The sequence below is a fragment of the Serratia ficaria genome (assembly GCF_900187015.1).
Lineage (GTDB): Bacteria > Pseudomonadota > Gammaproteobacteria > Enterobacterales > Enterobacteriaceae > Serratia > Serratia ficaria.
On sequence record NZ_LT906479.1, the window covers coordinates 4,074,204 to 4,092,832 of the forward strand.

The window sequence follows — 18,629 nt, forward strand, 5'->3', positions numbered from 1 at the left end:
GAACCGCCGGGGGCGCCGATAGCCTGCTAGAACCGAAGGAAACATTATGCGCTCGACAGGAATTTGGGCTTTAGCCCTGACTTCATTGCTAAGCACACAAACGTTCGCCGCCGAGCTTCCCGGCAAGGGCGTCACCGTTAAACCGCTGCAAAGCACCCTCGCAGAAGAAAGTTTTCAGACTGAATTGGTCAACCGCGCGTTGGTAAAGCTGGGCTACAACGTCCAGCCCACCGATGAAGTGGATTACAATGTCGCCTATACCTCCATCGCTTCCGGCGACGCCACCTATATGGCGGTAAACTGGGATCCGCTGCAAACCGATATGTACAACAGCGCTGGCGGCGACAGCAAGTTTTATCGCCAGGGCGCCTATATCACCAATGCGGCGCAGGGGTATTTGATCGATAAAAAAACCGCCGACAAATACCACATCAGCGACATTTCCCAGTTGAAAGATCCCAAGCTGGCGAAGCTGTTTGACGCTGACGGCGACGGCAAGGCCGACCTGGCCGGCTGTGAACCTGGCTGGGGATGCGGCAACCTGATCGCTACCCATATCGATGCCTATGGGTTGAGCAACACCGTTACCCAAAACCAAGGCAACTACTCGGCCATCATCGCTGACACTCTGGCCCGCTATAAACAGGGTAAACCGGTGCTGTACTTTACCTGGACGCCCTACTGGGTCAGCGACGTGCTGGTGCCCGGCCGCGACGTGGTCTGGCTGACCGTTCCGTTCTCCGCCAGCCCCGGCTCGCTGAAAGGCCAGGATACGGCGCTGCCGAACGGCAAAAACTACGGTTTCGCCGTCAATAACGAACATATCGTCGCCAACAAGCCATGGGCTCAGGCCAATCCGGCCGCCGCAAAATTGTTCGCCATCATGAAATTGCCGTTGGCGGATGTGAGCGCGCAGAACTTGCGCATGCACCGCGGCGAGAACAGCGCGGAAGATATACAGCGCCATGTAGACGGCTGGATAAAGGCCCATCAGGCCACTTTTGACGGCTGGGTAAACACCGCTGCTGCGGCAGCGAAATAACCCCGACTTCACAACATAAAAAGGTATTTCACTATGCGTACCACCGGAATCTGGGCTCTCGCCCTTACGACACTGATTGGCTCACAGGTTGCTTCCGCGGCCGATTTGCCAGGAAAAGGCATCTCGGTACAACCGGTACAAAGCACCATTTCTGAAGAAACCTTCCAGACGCTGCTGGTCAGCAAGGCGCTGGAGAAGCTGGGTTACGACGTCAAGGCCCCGCGTGAAGTGGATTACAACGTCGCCTATACCTCCATCGCCTCGGGCGACGCCACCTTTATCGCGGTTAACTGGGATCCGCTGCACGCCGACCAGTACAAAGCCGCCGGCGGCGACGCCAAATTCTATCGCGAAGGCGTGTACGTCAACGGCGCCGCGCAGGGCTACCTGATCGACAAGAAAACCGCCGACAAGTACCACATCACCAACGTTGAGCAATTGAAAGATCCCAAAATCGCCAAGCTGTTCGACACCAACGGCGACGGCAAGGCCGATTTGACCGGCTGCACCCCGGGTTGGGGCTGCGAAGCGGTCATCAACCACCATATCGGCGCCTACGGCCTGGGTAAAAACGTTGAGCACAACCAGGGGAACTACGCGGCGATGATCGCCGACACCATCACCCGCTATAAAGAAGGCAAACCGGTGCTGTACTATACCTGGACGCCGTACTGGGTGAGCGACGTGTTGGTGCCTGGCCGCGATGTGGTCTGGCTGCAGGTGCCGTTCTCATCCCTGCCGGGCGAGCAAAAGAATGTCGACACCAAGCTGCCTAACGGCGCCAACTATGGTTTCCCGGTCAATACCATGCGCATCGCCGCCAACAAGCAGTGGGCCGAAGCCAATCCGGCGGCCGCCAAGCTGTTTGCCATCATGAAGCTGCCGATCGCCGACGTGAATGCGCAGAACCTGCGCATGCATGAAGGCCAGGCTTCGGAAGCGGATATCCAGAATCACGTCAACGGCTGGATCAAAGCCCACCAGGCGACCTTCGACGGCTGGGTGAAAACCGCCGCCGACGCCGCGAAGAAGTAAACCGACCGGGGCGCAGCGCCTGCTGCGCCCCCTATTGCCCCCTCTCGATGCCGCTGAACTGTAAAAAGCGCTCGGCGGTTCTCGACAGCGTCTCCGGCCAGACGCAAAACACCTGGCGCCGCGGACCGTCTTCAATCGGAATCGACACCAGCGCGCTCAGCCGCTGCGCGGTCGACACCGGCACGATGCCCGCCGCCAATCCCCGCCGCACCAGATTCTCCAGCCATTCGATGTGATCGATTTCAAAACTGACGTGCCGTTTGATGCCCGCCGCCTGAAAAGCGCGGTCGGTTTGGCGCCGCGCGCCGGTGCCGCTGTAGAAATCCACCAGCGGCACGGCCGACAGCGCCTGCAGGTTCACCCGCTCGCGGCTGGCCAACGGGTGCTGCGGCGCCACCAGCGCCACCAGCGGCTCGTCGGTCAGTTGGCGATGCGAGACCGGCAGCAGGCCGATGTCGCCGGGCCAGATGCCGACAAACGCCATATCGCACTGCTGCTGGCGCACATCCTCCAGCAGCGCCTCGCTCATGCCGACGTACAGCCGGATATTCACCGCCGGGTAATGCCGGTGGAACTTGTCGAGTTTTTCGGTCAGATCAATCGCGTTTATGGTTGATATGGTGCCGATGGTCAGCGTGCCCGACACCGTGCCGCCGGCCGCGGTCACCTCCTCCACCAGCGCCTGCTGCGCCGCCAACAGGCGCTGGGCCGGGGGAATGAACGCCTGCCCGGCGGGCGTCAGCCTGACCCGCCGCGAGGTGCGTTCGAACAGCGTGCAGCCCAGCGCCTCTTCCAGCTTGGCGATTTGGTGGCTGAGCGCCGACTGCACCGTATGGCAACGCTGCGCCGCCCGGGTAAAGCTCTGCTCTTCGGCCACCGCCAGCGCATAACGGATCTGTTTCAGGTTCATGGAATTAATCGCGAAATGAGATTGATCAAATGAAAATTATACATTGGTTTAACGCCCGGCGTTGCCGGATACTTTGCATCACTTCTTTCCGTGATGAAAAACCATGAACCAACAAAACTCGCCTCCTGGGCTCAGCCCGGCGCTGATTGTCCTGATCGCCATCGCCACCGGCCTGGCGGTCGCCAGCAACTACTATGCCCAGCCCTTGCTGGAGACCATCGCCAACAGCTTCTCGCTGTCGGTCAACCAGGCCGGCTTTATCGTTACCGCCGCACAGCTGGGCTATGCCGTGGGCCTGCTGCTGCTGGTGCCGCTCGGCGATATGTTCGAACGCCGCGGGCTGATCGTTTTCATGACGCTGCTGGCCGCCGGCGGCATGCTGATCACCGCCAGTTCATCCACCCTGCCGATGATGATCCTCGGCACCGCCCTCACCGGGCTGTTCTCGGTGGTGGCGCAGATCCTGGTGCCGCTGGCCGCCACCCTGGCGCATCCGGAGAAACGCGGCAAAACCGTCGGCGTCATCATGAGCGGCCTGCTGCTCGGCATCCTGCTGGCGCGCACCGTCGCCGGCGCGCTGGCGTCGATCGGCGGCTGGCGCACCATTTACTGGGTCGCCAGCGCGCTGATGATCCTGATGGCGCTGATCCTGTGGCGCGCGCTGCCGCGTTATAAGCAGCATTCCGGGCTGAATTATCCGCAACTGCTGAAGTCGATTTTCACCCTGTTCTGCGGCACGCCGCTGCTGCGCACCCGCGCCATGCTCGGCGCGCTGTCGTTCGCCAACTTCAGCGTGCTCTGGACTTCAATGGCTTTCCTGCTGGCCGCCCCGCCTTTCAACTATTCCGAAGGGGTGATCGGGCTGTTCGGGCTGGTGGGCGCCGCCGGGGCGCTGGCCGCCTCGCGCGCCGGCCACCTGGCGGACCAGGGCAAGGCCGGTTTGACCACCAGCGTCGGCCTGGTGCTGCTGCTGCTGTCGTGGGTGCCCATCGCGCTGGCTAAACAGTCGCTGTGGGCGCTGATCGTCGGCATTCTGATCCTCGATCTGGCGGTGCAGGCGGTGCACGTCACCAACCAGAGCGTGATCTACCGCATCATGCCGGAAGCGCGCAACCGCCTGACCGCCGGTTACATGACCAGCTATTTTATCGGCGGCGCGCTCGGTTCGCTGCTTTCCGCCTCTGCCTATCAGCATGCGGGATGGTACGGCGTGGCCGCGGCGGGGGGCGTTTTGTGCCTGCTGAACCTGCTGACCTGGTGGCTCGGCAAGCGCCACGATCCGCAGGGACCGGCGACAATCTGATTATCGTGCAAATAGTAACTTAAGAAATTTATTAGCCGCGCAGGGTATAATCATTACTCACTCTCTGGTAATGTTCTGGCCATGAACTATTGATGTCCTATCTACCCTGCGACCCAAATAAAAATGCAAAGCCAAGCTGCAGATAGCCTCAACCCCCCTGCCGTCCGTTCTACTTTCGCCAACGGCATCGTCGACAGTTTACCCATCGTCATCGGCTATGTGCCGGTGGCGTTCGCCTTCGGCCTCAGCGCAGTCAAGCTGGGGTTCAGCCCGATCGAGAGCATTTTCTTCTCCTGCATCATCTATGCGGGCGCCAGCCAGTTCGTGATTACCGCCCTGCTGAGCGCCGGCATGTCGCTGTGGGTCTCCGCGCTGACGGTGATGGCGATGGACGTGCGCCATCTGTTGTACGGCCCGGCGCTGCGCCACCGCATCGTATCGCGCATGTCGCCCGGCAAAACGGCGATCTGGGCGTTTGGCCTGACCGACGAAGTGTTCGCCGCCGCCACCGCCAAGCTGATGCGCAATAACCGCAGCTGGAGCGAAAACTGGATGCTCGGCATCGCGCTGTGCGCCTGGCTGTCCTGGGTGGCCGGCACCGCCCTGGGCGCGCTGTTCGGCAACGGGCCGCTGGAGCAATTCCCGGTTGTCGAGGCGTCGCTGTCCTTTATGCTGCCGGCGCTGTTTCTCAGCTTCCTGCTGTCGGCGTTCCGACGCCCGCAGAGCCTGACCATCGCCGCCGCCCTGGCCGGCGCGCTGCTCGGCCTGGTGCTGTTCTCCATTCCGGTCGCCATCCTGGCCGGTATCGGCGCAGGCTGTGTCGCCTCGCTGTTCCAGCCCGCCGCCGCGGAGGCCCGCGATGAACGCTGATGTGGTGATCATTGGCCTAGTGGTCGGCTGCGCGAATTATCTGTTCCGTTATCTGCCGCTGCGCCTGGCGCCCTCTCGCGCCCAGCCCGGCATCAAGCGCGGCAAAACCGCCCTGCTGCTCGACAGCATCGGCATCGCCTCAATCTGCGCCCTGCTGGTGGTCTCCAGCACGCCGGTGGTGATGCGCGAGCCCGACAAGCTGCTGCCGACCCTGGTCGGCTTCGCGGCGCTGGGGCTGTGTTTTTATCGCAGCAAAAGCATCATCTTGTCCACGCTGATCGGTGCGACCGCGTTCGGCATCACATTAAAAATATTAATATTTTTTGGCTGAGAGCGGGCGATTTCCACCGGTTTCGCCGCCGCGGCGCGCCAACCGGAGCCGCCTCCGGCTCTTTACAATCAACTGACAAATGACACGAATTGCTAAATTATTCGCACGGCTGAAGATTTACATTATTAGTCACTATCGTTACTATCTCGAACGAAATTAATGAGGCCCTAAATTATGGAAAGCTCGTTTACTCCCATAGAACACATGCTGAATTTCCGCGCCAAGCGGCAGAAAGACTTCCCTTACCAGGAAATCCTGCTGACCCGGCTTTGCATGCACATGCAGGGCAAACTGCTGGAAAATCGCAATAAAATGCTTAAAGCACAGGGAATTAACGAAACACTGTTTATGGCGCTGATTACCCTGGATGCGCAGGAAAGTCACAGCATCCAGCCTTCTGAGCTCAGCTCTGCCCTCGGTTCTTCGCGCACCAATGCCACCCGCATCGCCGACGAGCTGGAAAAACGCGGCTGGATTGAACGCCGGGAAAGCGACAACGATCGCCGCTGCCTGCATCTCCACCTGACGCCGCTGGGAGAAGAGTTTCTCAGTCAACTGCTGCCGCCGCAGCACAAATGTCTGCATTTCCTGTGGTCCACACTGAACGACGATGAGCAAAAACAGCTGGAGCAGCTGACGCGCAAACTGTTGGCACGTCTGGATCAAATGGAAATCACAGAACAGTTATCCTAATTCACAATTTCTGTTCAGGTACTTACTTATGCGATCCCCATTTAACCGGAGATTCACCCCGCTGTTCGCCGTATTGCTGCTGGCCGGGTGTGCCTCTACCGATAATATTGCTCCGCAATCCACGCTGATGGACTCGCAGAGTCTGCAGCTGGCGCAGCCGCGCGTAAGTTCGCTGGCCGTCAGCCCGCAGTGGTGGCGCTCACTCAAGGATCCGCAGCTGGACGCCCTGATGACGCAAACGCTGCAAAACTCGCCGACGCTGCGCCAGGCCGCCGCCCGGGTGCGCGAAGCGCAAAGCGTGGTGGGCGAAGCCAATGCCGCCAACGGGCCGAATCTGGACCTGAACGCCAGCACCCAGCGTCAGCGCGTGCCGCAGAACGTCAATATGGGGCTGGGGTATCCGCATAAGCCCATCTACGAAAGCTCGAACTCGCTGGGCCTGAACCTGGCCTACGAATTCGACTGGTGGGGCAAATACCGCAACCAGGTGAACGCCGCCAAAGCGCAGGTCGATGCCGCGCGCGCCGATCAGGAACAGGCGGCGTTGACGCTGACCAGTTCGGTGGCGTCCGCCTACTACCAGCTGCAAAGCAACCTGGCGCTGGAGAAACTGCTGCAGCAGGAGGTGGACAACAACCAGCGCCTGACCTCCCTGCGCCAACGGCAGTACCAGGCCGGCATTACCGGCGTTGACGTGCCGCAACAAACGCAGGCGCAGGCCGACGTGGCCAAACAGCAGATCCTGCAGCTGCAGTCGCAGATCGAACAGCTCAGGCACCAGCTCGCCGCGCTGGCGGGCCAGGGGCCGAACGCCATGCAGCACCTGCGGGCGGTCGCCCTGCCCGCCGATAACCTGATGGCGCCGCAAGGCGAACTGACGGCCGATCTGCTGGGCAAACGCCCGGACATCGCCGCGCAGCGACAGCTGGTGGAGTCCTACAGCCAGCGCGTCAGCGCCGCACGCAAAGAGTTTTACCCCAGCCTGACCATTTCAGCCTTCGCCGGCCTGATGACCACCAACACCAGTGGCACCAGCCCGAACCTGTTTGAAGCGGCCAGCCAGGCCTGGAACGTGATGCCGGCGATCTCGCTGCCAATCTTCCACGCCGGGGCGCTGCGCAGCAAGCTGGGCGAGGAGTCCGCGCTGTATGACCAGGCGGTGGAATCCTATAACCAAACCATCCTGAATGCCGTACAAGAGACCGCCGATGCCATCACCGTCCAGCAGAGCACTGCGCAACAGCAGCTGCAGGCGGCATCCGCGTCCCAATCGATGCAGCAGGTGTACCGAGTCGCTAACGCCCGATACCAGGCAGGGATTATCGGGCGCGACGAGTTGTTGACCAGCCAGACGCAGCTATTGCAGCAGCAACAGGCGGAGTTGAATGCCAGCAGCAACTTGCTGCAGGCGAAGATAGGACTGATCCGCGCGCTGGGCGGTGGCTACCAGGCCCCGGCCGCAGCGGATTCAAAAGCATAATAAAATAGAGAGCTTGGAGAACACCATGAGCGCAAGCGCGGAGACTCAAAACCCGCAGCAGCCGAACGGCAAAAAGAAGCAGCGCAAATTTTGGCTGCTGTTGCTGACGGTTATTTTCATTGTTATTGGGGTGGCTTATTTAGTGTATTGGTTCCTGGTGCTGCGTCATCATCAGGAAACCGATGATGCCTACGTGTCCGGCAACCAGGTGCAGATCATGGCCCAGGTGTCCGGCAGCGTGAACAGCGTCAATTTCGATAACACCGACTACGTCAAACAGGGCGATGTCCTGCTGACGCTCGATCCGACCGATGCCGAGCAGGCGTTTGAGCGCGCCAAAACCGGCCTGGCCAACAGCGTGCGTCAGACCCACCAGCTGATCATCAACAGCAAGCAGTATCAGGCCAACATCGCCCTGCGCAAGTCTGATCTGAGCAAGGCGGAGAACGACCTGAAACGCCGCGTGGTGCTGGGCAGCGTCGACGCCATCGGCCGCGAAGAGCTGCAACACGCCCGCGATGCGGTCGACAGCGCCAGGGCCGCGCTGGAAGTGGCGGTTCAGCAATATAACGCCAACCAGGCGATGGTGCTGAACACCCCGCTGGAGCAACAGCCGGCGATCCAACAGTCCGCCGCGCAAATGCGTGACGCCTGGCTGGCGCTGCAGCGCACCAAAGTGATCAGCCCGATCACCGGTTACGTCTCGCGCCGCAGCGTGCAGGTCGGCGCGCAAATCGCCGCCGGCTCCCCGCTGATGGCGGTGGTGCCCGCCGACCATATCTGGGTGGACGCCAACTTCAAGGAAACCCAGATCGCCAATATGCGCATCGGCCAGTCGGCCACCGTGGTCAGTGATGTCTACGGCGACGACGTGGTGTACCGCGGCAAGGTGGTCGGTATCGACATGGGCACCGGCAGCGCCTTCTCGCTGCTGCCTGCGCAAAACGCCACCGGCAACTGGATCAAGGTGGTTCAGCGCCTGCCGGTGCGTATCGAGCTGGACGCCAAGCAGGTCGCCGATCACCCGCTGCGCATCGGTCTGTCGACGCTGGTGAAAGTTGACACCACCGATCTGGACGGCCGCATGCTGGCCGACGTGGTGCGCGACAAGCCGCTGTACCAGAGCAACGCCCTGGCGTTGGATCTGGCGCCGGTTAACCAGACGATCGCCGACGTGATCCATGCGAATGCCGGCTAAGCGCGCGGGAGGCCATCTTGCCACAGAAACCGCTTGAAGGCGCCCAGCTTGCCTGGATGACGGTCGCGCTCGCCATGGCGACCTTCATGCAGGTGCTGGACTCCACCATCGCCAACGTGGCGATCCCCACCATCGCCGGTAACCTCGGGTCTTCCAACTCGCAGGGCACCTGGGTGATCACCTCGTTCGGCGTGGCGAACGCCATCTCGATCCCCATCACCGGCTGGCTGGCGAAGCGCGTCGGCGAAGTGCGGCTGTTCCTTTGGTCAACCGCGCTGTTCGTGCTCGCCTCCTGGCTGTGCGGCATCTCCAACAGCCTGGGCATGCTGATCTTCTTCCGCGTGATCCAGGGCGTGGTGGCCGGGCCGCTGATCCCGCTGTCGCAAAGCCTGTTGCTGAACAACTATCCGCCCGCCAAACGCGCGATGGCCCTGGCGCTATGGTCGATGACGGTGATCGTCGCGCCGATCTTCGGGCCAATCCTCGGCGGCTACATCAGCGACAACTATCACTGGGGTTGGATCTTCTTCATCAACATCCCGATCGGCGGCTTCGTGATCATGGCGGCGATGGCGACCTTGAAAGGACGGGAAACCAAAACCGAGATCAAGCCTATCGATACCGTCGGCCTGGTGCTGTTGATCGTCGGCATCGGTTCGCTGCAGGTGATGCTCGATCAGGGCAAGGAGCTGGACTGGTTCAACTCGACCGAGATCATCACCCTCACGGTGGTCGCGGTGGTGGCGCTGCTGTTCCTGGTGGTGTGGGAGCTGACGGACGACCACCCGGTGGTGGATCTGTCGCTGTTCAAGTCGCGCAACTTTACCATCGGCTGTCTGTGCATCAGTCTGGCTTACCTGCTGTACTTCGGCGCCATCGTGCTGCTGCCGCAGCTGCTGCAGGAGGTCTATGGCTATACCGCCACCTGGGCGGGGCTGGCTTCGGCGCCGATCGGGCTGATACCGGTATTGCTGTCGCCGATCATCGGCAAGTTCGGCAACCGACTGGACATGCGCCGGCTGGTCACCTTCAGCTTCATTATGTATGCCGTGTGCTTCTACTGGCGCGCCTATACGTTTGAACCGGGAATGGACTTTGGCGCCTCGGCCTGGCCGCAGTTTGTTCAGGGCTTCGCCATCGCCTGCTTCTTTATGCCGTTGACCACCATTACGCTGTCCGGCCTGCCGCCGGAACGCATGGCGGCGGCGTCGAGCCTGTCGAACTTTACCCGTACGCTGGCGGGGTCGATCGGCACTTCGATCACCACCACGCTGTGGACCCAGCGCGAATCGCAGCATCACTCGCAGTTAGCGGAGTTTGTGAACCCTTACAACCCGCAGTCGCAAGAGATGTATCGACAGCTGGAACAGGTCGGCATGAGCAAGCAGCAGGCTTCGGCCTATATCGCCAACGAGATCACCGCACAGGGGCTGATTATCTCCGCCAACGAGATATTCTGGCTGTCTGCCGGGGTGTTCCTGATCCTGCTGGCGCTGGTGTGGGTGGCGAAACCGCCGTTCAGCTCCGGCGGCGGGGGCGGCGGCGCTCACTAAGCCTCACCAAACAAAACGGGCGCCCTGGGGCGCCCGTTTTTTTATGCGGCATATCACGCCTGGTTTTGGCGCCACCAATCGGCCAGCAAAATGCCGGTGGCCACCGAGACGTTCAGGCTTTCCACCTTGCCGGTACCGCCGATGGAAACGCTCATGTCGCCCTGCTGCCAGGCGCTGTCGCTCAGGCCGTCGCGCTCTTGCCCCAACACCAGCACCATTTTGGCCGGCAGTTTGGCCTGCGCCAGCGTGGTGCCCTTGTGGCTCGAGGTGGTGACGATGGTGTAACCCGCTTTGCGGAAGGTATCCAGCACCGACAGGAAGTCATCGGCGTTGATCGCCTTGATGTGCTCCGCGCCGCCTTCTGCGGTACGCACCGCCGCACCGGACTCCAGCACCGCCGGATCCTGCAGCAGCACGCCGTTGACGCCAAAGTGGGCGCACGAACGGACGATGGCGCCCAGGTTATGCGGGTTGCCCACCTCTTCCAGCGCCAGCACGCAGTCGGTCGCCGGGGCATTTTTCAGGTAGGTTTGCGCATCCAGACCCTGACGTTTTTTGATCAGGAAGCAGACGCCGCCGTGGTGTTCGGTGCCGGAAGCCTTGGCCAGCTCTTCCTCGTCCACCACGTGGTAGGCTTTGCGATTCGCCGCCATCCAGCGCAGCGCTTCGCGGAAACGCGGCGTAACCGACTGCACGAACCAGGCGCGGACGATAGCGTCCGGGCGGCTGGCGAACAGCGCCTGGCAGGCGTTCTCGCCGTAAACGCGGGTTTCTTCCGCACGCTGGCGGCGCAGCTGCTCCGGATCGATAAAGCTTTTGCCGCTGATGCCGCCGTGATCGAACGCCGGTTCTTCATCCGGGCCGCGTGACACGGTTTTCCACGGCGAATCGTAACCGCCACGGTCTTCGCTGCGCGCCGGACGGCGAGGACGATCGCTTTCACTGCGGCGGCTGTCGGCGCCGCGACGGTCGTTGCCGCCGCGCGCCTTGTCCTGACCCGCACGGCCAGAGCGTGCGTTGTCTGCCGGACGGCCTTTGCCGGCCGGACGTTTGTTCTTGTTACGGTCGTCGCCGTTGTCGTCGTCGCTGCGGACGTACATCACTTTGACTTTACCGTTTTTGCCACTAAATGAATCGTTCATTGTCTTCTCCACCAACGCGCAGGGCGCGAAGATTACCTGATGTTGGTGCACGAAGCCACCAACTTGCGCTAAAAGCTCCCAACTATCACATCCATTGAACAAACCTCGTTGTTCGGCCGCCGGGTTTTACCGATAATGGACGGCAGCAAAGAAACATCTCCGCCCCCCGTGCGGCGTATCACGCTTTCTCAGTACCCGAGGTCAACATGAATACAGTTTGTGCAGCTTGCAATGCCACCAACCGCGTGCCGGAAGAACGCCTGGCGGACGGTGCGAAATGCGGCCGCTGCGGCCATGAGCTCTTCGACGGTGAAGTGATCAATGCCACCGCCGCCACCCTGGACCAGCTGCTGCAGGACGACCTGCCGGTGGTGGTCGATTTCTGGGCGCCGTGGTGCGGCCCGTGCGTCAACTTTGCGCCGATCTTTGAAGACGTGGCCGAAGAACGCGCCGGCAAAGTGCGCTTCGTGAAGGTGAACACCGAAGCCGAGCCGGAGCTGAGCGCCCGTTTCCGCATCCGCAGCATCCCGACCATCATGGTGTTCCGCGAGGGCAAAATGGTCGACATGCTCAACGGCGCGATGCCGAAGGCGCCCTTCGACAGCTGGCTCAACGAAGTAGTTTAACGCAAACGCCGGGCCCGCGCGCTCCCGCCGGGCTTTTTTCTGCGCTACAATGGCGGTTTTTCCCCAGGACCGTTATGACCGACAACGCCGTACTTCGCCTGCGCCAACTCCGCCTGGACCGCTCTACCCGCCCCTTTCTGGCGCGCGGCTGCCGGGTGGCGCGTTGTCAGGGGTGCCTGCTGCCGCATAAAAACTGCCTGTGCGACACCATTCGCCCGCAGCCGGCCGCCAGCCGCTTCTGCCTGATCATGTTCGGCGCCGAGCCGCTGAAGCCCAGCAACACCGGCCGGCTGATCGCCGATATCTTGCCGGACACCCAGGCGTTCCTCTGGTCGCGCACCGAGGTCGACCCCGAACTGCTGCTGGCCATCGCCGATCCTGAACGCCAGCCTTACGTGGTGTTCCCGGCATCCTATGCCGATGCCGATCGCCCGGTGTTCAGCGAGCTGCCCGCCGGCGGCAAGCCGCCGCTGTTTATCATGCTCGACGGCACCTGGGCGGAAGCGCGCAAGATGTTCCGCAAAAGCCCTTACCTGAATCGGTTCCCGGTGTTTTCGCTCAACGTGATCGCCGCCTCCGACTATCAGTTGCGCGAAGCCAGCCGCGCCGAGCAGCACTGTACCGCCGAGGTGGCCGCCGCCCTGCTGCTGCAGGCCGGGGACGCCCAAGCCGCCGAGGGGTTGCGGCAACATTTCAGCTATTTCCGTCAACAATACCTGGCGGGGAAACCAACCCGCCCGGAGGCACCGGTCACAGCAAAAGCGCAGTAAAGCGCCTAGAATCAGGCGTAACGTTGCCATAAGGAGGTCGTGCATGAGCCAACGAGGGTTAGAAGCGCTACTACGTCCCAAATCCATTGCCGTTCTCGGCGCTTCGCAGCAGCCCGGCCGCGCCGGCAACCTGATGATGAGCAACCTGCTGGCGGGCGGCTTCGGCGGGCCGATCCTGCCGGTGACGCCGCGTTACAAGGCGGTGTGCGGCGTGATGGCCTATCCCGACGTCGCCAGCCTGCCGCTGACGCCCGATCTGGCGGTTCTGTGCACCCACGCCACTCGCAATCTGGCGCTGCTGGAGGCATTGGGCCAACGCGGCTGTAAAACCGCCATCGTGCTCTCTTCGCCGCCGGAACAGTTCGCCGAGCTGAAAGCCTGCGCGCAGCGTTACGCCATGCGCCTGCTGGGGCCCAACAGCCTGGGGCTGCTGGCGCCGTGGCAGGGCATCAACGCCAGCTTCTCGCCGGTGCCAATTCAAAAGGGCAAGCTGGCGTTTATTTCCCAGTCCGCCGCCGTGGCCAATACCATTCTCGACTGGGCGCAGCAGCGTGAAGTCGGCTTCTCCTATTTTATCGCGCTGGGCGACAGCCTGGATATCGATGTCGACGATCTGCTGGACTTTCTGGCGCGCGACGCGAAAACCAGCGCCATTCTGCTGTATCTGGAAAACGTCAGCGACGCGCGGCGCTTCCTCTCGGCCTCGCGCAGCGCCTCGCGCAACAAACCGATTCTGGTGATCAAGAGCGGCCGCAGCCAGCAGGCTCAGCTGCTGCTCAACAGCCAGCTGGGACTGGACGCCGCCTATGACGCCGCGATCCAGCGTGCCGGCCTGCTGCGCGTGCAGGACACCCACGAGCTGTTCTCGGCGGTGGAAACCCTCAGCCACATGCACCCGCTGCGCGGCGAACGCCTGATGCTCGTCAGCAACGGCGCGGCGCCGGCGGCGATGGCGCTGGATGAACTGCTGGGCCGCAACGGCAAGCTGGCGACGCTGGGAGAAGAGAGCCAGGCGCAGCTGGGCGACGCCCTGCCGGAGTTTATCCGCGCCGGCAACCCGCTCGATTTGCGTGACGACGCCACGCCGCAGCGTTATCTGGCGGCGGTAAACGCGCTGCTCGACAGCCATGACTACGATGCCCTGCTGCTGATCCACGCGCCGAGCGCCGCAGCGCCGGGCACCGCCACCGCCGAACGCCTGATCGAAGCCCTGCGCCAGCATCCGCGCGGCAAACGCATTACGCTGCTCACCAACTGGTGCGGCGAATACTCTTCGCAGGAGGCGCGGCGGCTGTTTACCGAGGCCGGCATTCCGACCTACCGCACGCCGGAAGGCGCGGTGACCGCCTTCATGCATATGGTGGAATATCGCCGCAACCAAAAACAGCTGAAGGAAACGCCGGCGCTGCCGGTTGGCCTGACCGCCAACACCACCGATGCCCACCGGCTGATCCAGCAGGCGCTGGCCGAAGGCGCCACCCAGCTCGACACCCACGAGGTGCAATCCATCCTGCAGGCTTATGATCTGAGCACCCTGCCGACCTGGATTGCCGAAGACAGCGCCGAAGCGGTGCACATCGCCGAGCAGATCGGCTACCCGGTGGCGCTGAAGCTGCGCTCGCCGGACATTCCGCATAAATCCGAGGTTCAGGGCGTCATGCTGTACCTGCGCACCGCCACCGAGGTGCAGCGCGCCGCGGAAGCGATCCTCGACCGCGTCAAACGCACTTATCCGCAGGCGCGCATACAGGGCCTGCTGGTGCAAAGCATGGCCAACCGCGCCGGCGCGCAGGAGTTGCGCATCGCGGTGGAGCAGGACGCCATCTTCGGCCCGCTGATCATGCTGGGCGAAGGCGGCGTGGAGTGGCGCCAGGAAAACCAGGTGGCGGTGGCGCTGCCGCCGTTGAACATGGCGCTGGCGCGCTATCTGGTGCTGCAGGCGGTGAAAGGCGGGAAAATCCGCGGGCGCAGCGCGCTGCGCCCGCTGGACATCGCCGGGCTGAGCCGGCTGCTGGTGCAGGTCTCCAACCTGATCCTCGATTGCCCGGAGATCACCCGGCTGGATATTCACCCGGTGCTGGCCTCCGGCAGCGAATTCACCCTGCTGGACGTAGCCATGCAGCTTGCCCCGTTCAGCGGCGACCCGCAGGCGCGCCTGGCGATACGCCCCTACCCGCACGAGCTGGAAGAGACCATCGCGCTGAAAGACGGCAGCCAATGCCTGTTCCGGCCGATCCTGCCGGAGGACGAACCGGCGCTGAAGCACTTTATCGACCGGGTGACCAAGGAAGATCTCTACTACCGCTACTTCAGCGAGATCAACGAGTTTACCCATGACGATTTGGCTAACATGACGCAAATCGACTACGATCGGGAGATGGCATTTGTGGCGGTCCGCGCAGAGGAAATCATCGGCGTGACGCGCGCGATGTCCGATCCGGACAATACCGACGCCGAATTTGCCGTGCTGGTGCGTTCCGACCTGAAAGGCCTGGGATTGGGGCGCCAGCTGCTGGAAAAAATGATCGCCTATGCGCGCGCCCATGGGCTGACTCGCCTGACCGGCATCACCATGCCGAACAACCGCGGGATGATAGCGCTGGCGCAGCGGTTGGGCTTTGGCATCGACGTGCAGCTGGAGGACGGCATCGTCAATCTGACCCTGCCGCTGCGGGCCGTCGACGGGCAGTGAGCTGTGTCGCAATGCGCTACGAATCCATCACTTAACGCCAAAACATACGCACAATCGAGGCAACTAGTGGTATTATCGCCCGATTATTCGATTTATTGTTTTTATGCATGTGGCGTTCCGGCCATTCAATCATGAGAGAAGAAGCGCACTGTGATGTTGTCAAAATTTAAACGTAGCAAACATCAACAACACCTTGCACAACTGCCCAAACTCCCCCAGACGGTGGCTGATGTTCGTACTCTGTACACACCGGCTGACTTCCGCACCACGCTGTTGGAATCCATCGCTAACGCCACTCAACGCATCTATCTGGTTGCCCTGTATCTGGAGCATGACGACGCCGGGCGCGAGATCCTCAACGCGCTTTATCAGGCCAAACAGCGGCGCCCGGAGCTGGAGATTTGCATCCTGGTCGACTGGCATCGCGCGCAGCGCGGGCGCATCGGCGCCGCCGCCGCCAATACCAATGCCGACTGGTATTGCGCCATGGCGAGCCGGCATCCGGACCAGTCGGTGCCGGTGTACGGCGTGCCGGTCAATACTCGCGAAGCGCTGGGAGTGCTGCACCTGAAGGGCTTTGTTGTCGATGACACCGTGATTTACAGCGGCGCCAGCATCAACGACGTCTATCTGCATCAGCATGAGAAATACCGTTACGACCGTTACCAGCTGATCACCAATGCCGTGCTGGCCGACACCCTGATCGATTACATCAAGCAACAGTTGCTGACCGCCGGCGCCGTACAGCGCCTGGATCGTGACGATCGCCCGAAAAGCCCGGAGATCAAGAACGAAACCCGTCTGTTCCGCTTCGGTTTGCGACGCGCCGGTTATCAATTCCGCGGCAAGGCAGGCAATGATGAGCTGGCGGTCACGCCGCTGGTCGGGCTCGGCAAGCAAAGCGTGCTGAATAAAACCATTCATCACCTGATGTCGTGCGCCGATCAGAAGCTGACGCTGTGCACCCCCTATTTCAACCTGCCGGCGCTGCTGGTGCGCAATATCATCTATCTGCTGCGTCAGGGCAAACAGGTGGAAATTATCGTCGGCGACAAGACCGCCAACGACTTCTATATTCCGGAAGATCAGCCGTTTAAAATCATCGGCGCGCTGCCTTACCTGTATGAAATCAACCTGCGTCGTTTCCTCAGCCGCCTGCAGCGCTATATCGATACCGGCCAACTGATCGTACGCCTGTGGAAAGACGGCGATAACAGCTATCACCTGAAAGGCATGTGGGTGGATGACGAGTGGCAGCTGATCACCGGCAATAACCTCAATCCGCGCGCCTGGCGGCTGGATCTGGAGAACGCCATCCTGATCCACGATCCCAAGCAGGAGATGCGCGAACAGCGGCATAAAGAGCTGGAGTGCATCCGCACTCACACCACCGTGGTGGGCAACTATCTGGAGCTGCAGAGCATCCAGCAGTACCCCATCAAGGTGCGCAAACTGATCCGCCGTCTGCGCCGCATTCGTATCGATCGGTTGATTAGCCGTATACTGTAATCCGGCTATAATTCAAACGTCGCAGACCCCGGCCCATGCCGGGGTTTTTTATACGCGATGACAACAGGATGTTTTCATTATGCGCCCGCTTCGCTTATTGGTCGTTTCCCTGTTATTGCCGCTCACCGGCGGCTGATTTACAGCTGAATTTCTTGCCCCTTGCGATGCAGCCTGAGCGAAACAATCAGCGCCAGCAGACACATGCCGGAGACATACCAGAAGAAGGCGTTCTCTATGCCGAATGACTTCAGCGACAGCGCGACATATTCAGCCGATCCGCCAAACATGGCATTCGCCACCGCATAAGACAGCCCTACGCCCAGCGCCCGCACTTCCGGCGGGAACATCTCGGCCTTCAGCAACCCGCTGATCGAGGTGTAGAAGCTAATGATAAACAGCGCCAAAATAATCAGGCCGAAGGCCGCATAGGGGTTAGTCACGCTTTTCAGGGTGAAAAGGATCGGCACCGTCAGCAAGGTGGCCAACGTAGAGAAGATCAGCATCGAGTTGCGGCGGCCGATCTTGTCGGAAAACGCCCCCACTGCCGGCTGCAGCAGCATATAAATGAACAGGGCGGCGGTCATGATGCCGCTGGCGAGCCTGGCGTCCATGCCGGCGGTATTCACCAGGTATTTCTGCATATAGGTGGTGAAGGTATAGAAGGTCAGTGAACCGGCGGCGGTGAATCCCAGCACCATCAGGAAGGCGCGGCGATTCTTCCACAGGCCTTTCAGCGATCCGGCATCCTTATGGTTGCGGGTTTTCGCATCGGATGTCTCATTCAACGAGCGGCGCAAATACAGCGCCACCACCGCCAGCACCGCCCCCAGCGCGAAGGGGATGCGCCAGCCCCAGGCCTTCAGCTCTTCGTTGGACAGGATCTGCTGCAACGCCACCAGAACCAACAGCGCCAGCAACTGTCCGCCGATCAACGTCACGTACTGGAACGAAGCATAAAATCCGCGCCGCCCTTTCACCGCCACCTCACTCATGTAGGTGGCGCTGGTACCGTATTCACCGCCGACCGACAGCCCCTGGAACAGACGCGCAATCAACAGCAGCGCCGGCGCCCAGCTGCCGATCGATTCATAGGTGGGTAAACAGGCGATCACCAGCGATCCTGCGCACATCATGCAAACCGAGATCAACATCGAGTTCTTGCGCCCGTGCTTATCGGCAATGTAACCGAACAGCCAGCCGCCGATCGGCCGCATGAAGAAGCCGGCGGCGAAAACGCCGGCGGTTTGCAGCAGCTGAGTGGTGCTGTTGCCCGCCGGGAAGAAGGAGGCGGCAAAGTAGATAGAGCAGAAGGAGTAAACGTAAAAATCGAACCACTCCACCAGGTTGCCTGATGAAGCGCCGACGATGGCAAAGATGCGCTGCTTTTTATCCTGAGCCGCCAGCGTAGAGGCATCCCCAAGCGGTGAAGTTGTTTCTGTCATTATCTATTCTCCGAGCCAGACAAAATAAGGAAG

16 protein-coding genes are annotated in these 18,629 nt (G+C 61.4%); 13 read left to right on the forward strand and 3 right to left on the reverse strand.

Translation table 11 applies throughout. The features are described 5' to 3' along the window. Positions 1-46: 46 nt before the first annotated feature. Both proX (CKW09_RS19250) and proX (CKW09_RS19255) read left to right on the forward strand, forming a co-directional pair. Positions 47-1,042, forward strand: a complete 996-nt coding sequence (proX, locus tag CKW09_RS19250) for a glycine betaine/L-proline ABC transporter substrate-binding protein ProX (RefSeq protein ID WP_095098939.1) — start codon at positions 47-49, stop codon at positions 1,040-1,042. Positions 1,043-1,075: 33 nt separating this feature from the next. After that, positions 1,076-2,077 carry a glycine betaine/L-proline ABC transporter substrate-binding protein ProX gene (gene proX / locus CKW09_RS19255; protein WP_095098942.1) on the forward strand — a complete coding sequence of 334 codons (1,002 nt, stop codon included), beginning with the start codon at positions 1,076-1,078 and terminating at the stop codon, positions 2,075-2,077. A 31-nt stretch (positions 2,078-2,108) separates the two neighbouring features. Here proX (CKW09_RS19255) and CKW09_RS19260 read toward each other — a convergent pair whose 3' ends face one another. Continuing rightward, on the reverse strand, positions 2,109-2,987 hold the full coding sequence (locus CKW09_RS19260; RefSeq protein WP_061800400.1) for a LysR family transcriptional regulator: 879 nt from the start codon (positions 2,985-2,987) through the stop codon (positions 2,109-2,111). A gap of 103 nt (positions 2,988-3,090) precedes the next feature. On the opposite strand from CKW09_RS19260, the gene CKW09_RS19265 reads away from it, so the two are divergent. The 7 genes from CKW09_RS19265 (at position 3,091) to emrB (ending at position 10,415) form a co-directional block, all read left to right on the forward strand. Then, complete coding sequence (locus CKW09_RS19265) at positions 3,091-4,290, forward strand: MFS transporter (protein WP_061800398.1); 1,200 nt, start codon at positions 3,091-3,093, stop codon at positions 4,288-4,290. Positions 4,291-4,413: 123 nt separating this feature from the next. Next, complete coding sequence (locus CKW09_RS19270; protein ID WP_095098947.1) at positions 4,414-5,160, forward strand: AzlC family ABC transporter permease; 747 nt, start codon at positions 4,414-4,416, stop codon at positions 5,158-5,160. Next, positions 5,150-5,491, forward strand: coding sequence for an L-valine transporter subunit YgaH (gene ygaH / locus CKW09_RS19275; RefSeq protein ID WP_061800394.1), 342 nt, complete (start codon positions 5,150-5,152; stop codon positions 5,489-5,491). Before CKW09_RS19270 ends, ygaH begins: the two co-directional genes overlap by 11 nt. Before the next feature lie 174 nt (positions 5,492-5,665). Next, positions 5,666-6,184, forward strand: a complete 519-nt coding sequence (mprA, locus tag CKW09_RS19280; RefSeq protein ID WP_061800392.1) for a transcriptional repressor MprA — start codon at positions 5,666-5,668, stop codon at positions 6,182-6,184. Positions 6,185-6,212: 28 nt separating this feature from the next. Then, a complete protein-coding gene (locus CKW09_RS19285; RefSeq protein ID WP_061800390.1) occupies positions 6,213-7,664 on the forward strand; it encodes an efflux transporter outer membrane subunit in 1,452 nt (483 codons plus the stop codon). Between the two features lie 25 nt (positions 7,665-7,689). Beyond that, the gene (gene emrA / locus CKW09_RS19290) at positions 7,690-8,862 is read left to right on the forward strand and encodes a multidrug efflux MFS transporter periplasmic adaptor subunit EmrA (protein ID WP_061800388.1); all 1,173 of its coding nucleotides are present in this window, start codon (positions 7,690-7,692) and stop codon (positions 8,860-8,862) included. Positions 8,863-8,879: 17 nt separating this feature from the next. After that, positions 8,880-10,415, forward strand: a complete 1,536-nt coding sequence (gene emrB / locus CKW09_RS19295; protein ID WP_061800386.1) for a multidrug efflux MFS transporter permease subunit EmrB — start codon at positions 8,880-8,882, stop codon at positions 10,413-10,415. A 53-nt stretch (positions 10,416-10,468) separates the two neighbouring features. Here the strand turns inward: emrB and CKW09_RS19300 are convergent, their stop codons facing one another. After that, entirely contained in the window at positions 10,469-11,557 is a 1,089-nt protein-coding gene (locus CKW09_RS19300) for a tRNA/rRNA methyltransferase (RefSeq protein WP_061800384.1), read from the reverse strand. A 206-nt stretch (positions 11,558-11,763) separates the two neighbouring features. Between CKW09_RS19300 and trxC the strand changes: the two genes are divergently transcribed. The 4 genes from trxC (at position 11,764) to pssA (ending at position 17,154) form a co-directional block, all read left to right on the forward strand. After that, positions 11,764-12,183, forward strand: a complete 420-nt coding sequence (gene trxC / locus CKW09_RS19305; RefSeq protein WP_061800382.1) for a thioredoxin TrxC — start codon at positions 11,764-11,766, stop codon at positions 12,181-12,183. 74 nt (positions 12,184-12,257) lie between these two features. Further along, positions 12,258-12,953, forward strand: coding sequence for a tRNA-uridine aminocarboxypropyltransferase (locus CKW09_RS19310; protein WP_061800381.1), 696 nt, complete (start codon positions 12,258-12,260; stop codon positions 12,951-12,953). 43 nt (positions 12,954-12,996) lie between these two features. After that, positions 12,997-15,645 carry a bifunctional acetate--CoA ligase family protein/GNAT family N-acetyltransferase gene (locus CKW09_RS19315; protein WP_095098950.1) on the forward strand — a complete coding sequence of 883 codons (2,649 nt, stop codon included), beginning with the start codon at positions 12,997-12,999 and terminating at the stop codon, positions 15,643-15,645. Positions 15,646-15,798: 153 nt separating this feature from the next. Continuing rightward, positions 15,799-17,154: a CDP-diacylglycerol--serine O-phosphatidyltransferase gene (pssA, locus tag CKW09_RS19320; RefSeq protein WP_061800379.1), complete on the forward strand. Its 1,356-nt coding sequence runs from the start codon at positions 15,799-15,801 to the stop codon at positions 17,152-17,154. A 137-nt stretch (positions 17,155-17,291) separates the two neighbouring features. Here the strand turns inward: pssA and CKW09_RS19325 are convergent, their stop codons facing one another. Further along, positions 17,292-18,596: an MFS family transporter gene (locus CKW09_RS19325; RefSeq protein WP_061800377.1), complete on the reverse strand. Its 1,305-nt coding sequence runs from the start codon at positions 18,594-18,596 to the stop codon at positions 17,292-17,294. Positions 18,597-18,629: the final 33 nt, after the last annotated feature.

Excerpts from the sequence above, each read along its gene's own strand:
- proX (WP_095098939.1), top strand. The coding sequence starts at position 47 with ATGCGCTCGACAGGAATTTGGGCTTTAGCCCTGACTTCATTGCTAAGC.
- proX (WP_095098942.1), top strand. The coding sequence starts at position 1,076 with ATGCGTACCACCGGAATCTGGGCTCTCGCCCTTACGACACTGATTGGC.
- CKW09_RS19260 (WP_061800400.1), bottom strand. The coding sequence starts at position 2,987 with ATGAACCTGAAACAGATCCGTTATGCGCTGGCGGTGGCCGAAGAGCAG.
- CKW09_RS19265 (WP_061800398.1), top strand. The coding sequence starts at position 3,091 with ATGAACCAACAAAACTCGCCTCCTGGGCTCAGCCCGGCGCTGATTGTC.
- CKW09_RS19270 (WP_095098947.1), top strand. The coding sequence starts at position 4,414 with ATGCAAAGCCAAGCTGCAGATAGCCTCAACCCCCCTGCCGTCCGTTCT.
- ygaH (WP_061800394.1), top strand. The coding sequence starts at position 5,150 with ATGAACGCTGATGTGGTGATCATTGGCCTAGTGGTCGGCTGCGCGAAT.
- mprA (WP_061800392.1), top strand. The coding sequence starts at position 5,666 with ATGGAAAGCTCGTTTACTCCCATAGAACACATGCTGAATTTCCGCGCC.
- CKW09_RS19285 (WP_061800390.1), top strand. The coding sequence starts at position 6,213 with ATGCGATCCCCATTTAACCGGAGATTCACCCCGCTGTTCGCCGTATTG.
- emrA (WP_061800388.1), top strand. The coding sequence starts at position 7,690 with ATGAGCGCAAGCGCGGAGACTCAAAACCCGCAGCAGCCGAACGGCAAA.
- CKW09_RS19300 (WP_061800384.1), bottom strand. The coding sequence starts at position 11,557 with ATGAACGATTCATTTAGTGGCAAAAACGGTAAAGTCAAAGTGATGTAC.
- trxC (WP_061800382.1), top strand. The coding sequence starts at position 11,764 with ATGAATACAGTTTGTGCAGCTTGCAATGCCACCAACCGCGTGCCGGAA.
- CKW09_RS19310 (WP_061800381.1), top strand. The coding sequence starts at position 12,258 with ATGACCGACAACGCCGTACTTCGCCTGCGCCAACTCCGCCTGGACCGC.
- CKW09_RS19315 (WP_095098950.1), top strand. The coding sequence starts at position 12,997 with ATGAGCCAACGAGGGTTAGAAGCGCTACTACGTCCCAAATCCATTGCC.
- pssA (WP_061800379.1), top strand. The coding sequence starts at position 15,799 with ATGTTGTCAAAATTTAAACGTAGCAAACATCAACAACACCTTGCACAA.
- CKW09_RS19325 (WP_061800377.1), bottom strand. The coding sequence starts at position 18,596 with ATGACAGAAACAACTTCACCGCTTGGGGATGCCTCTACGCTGGCGGCT.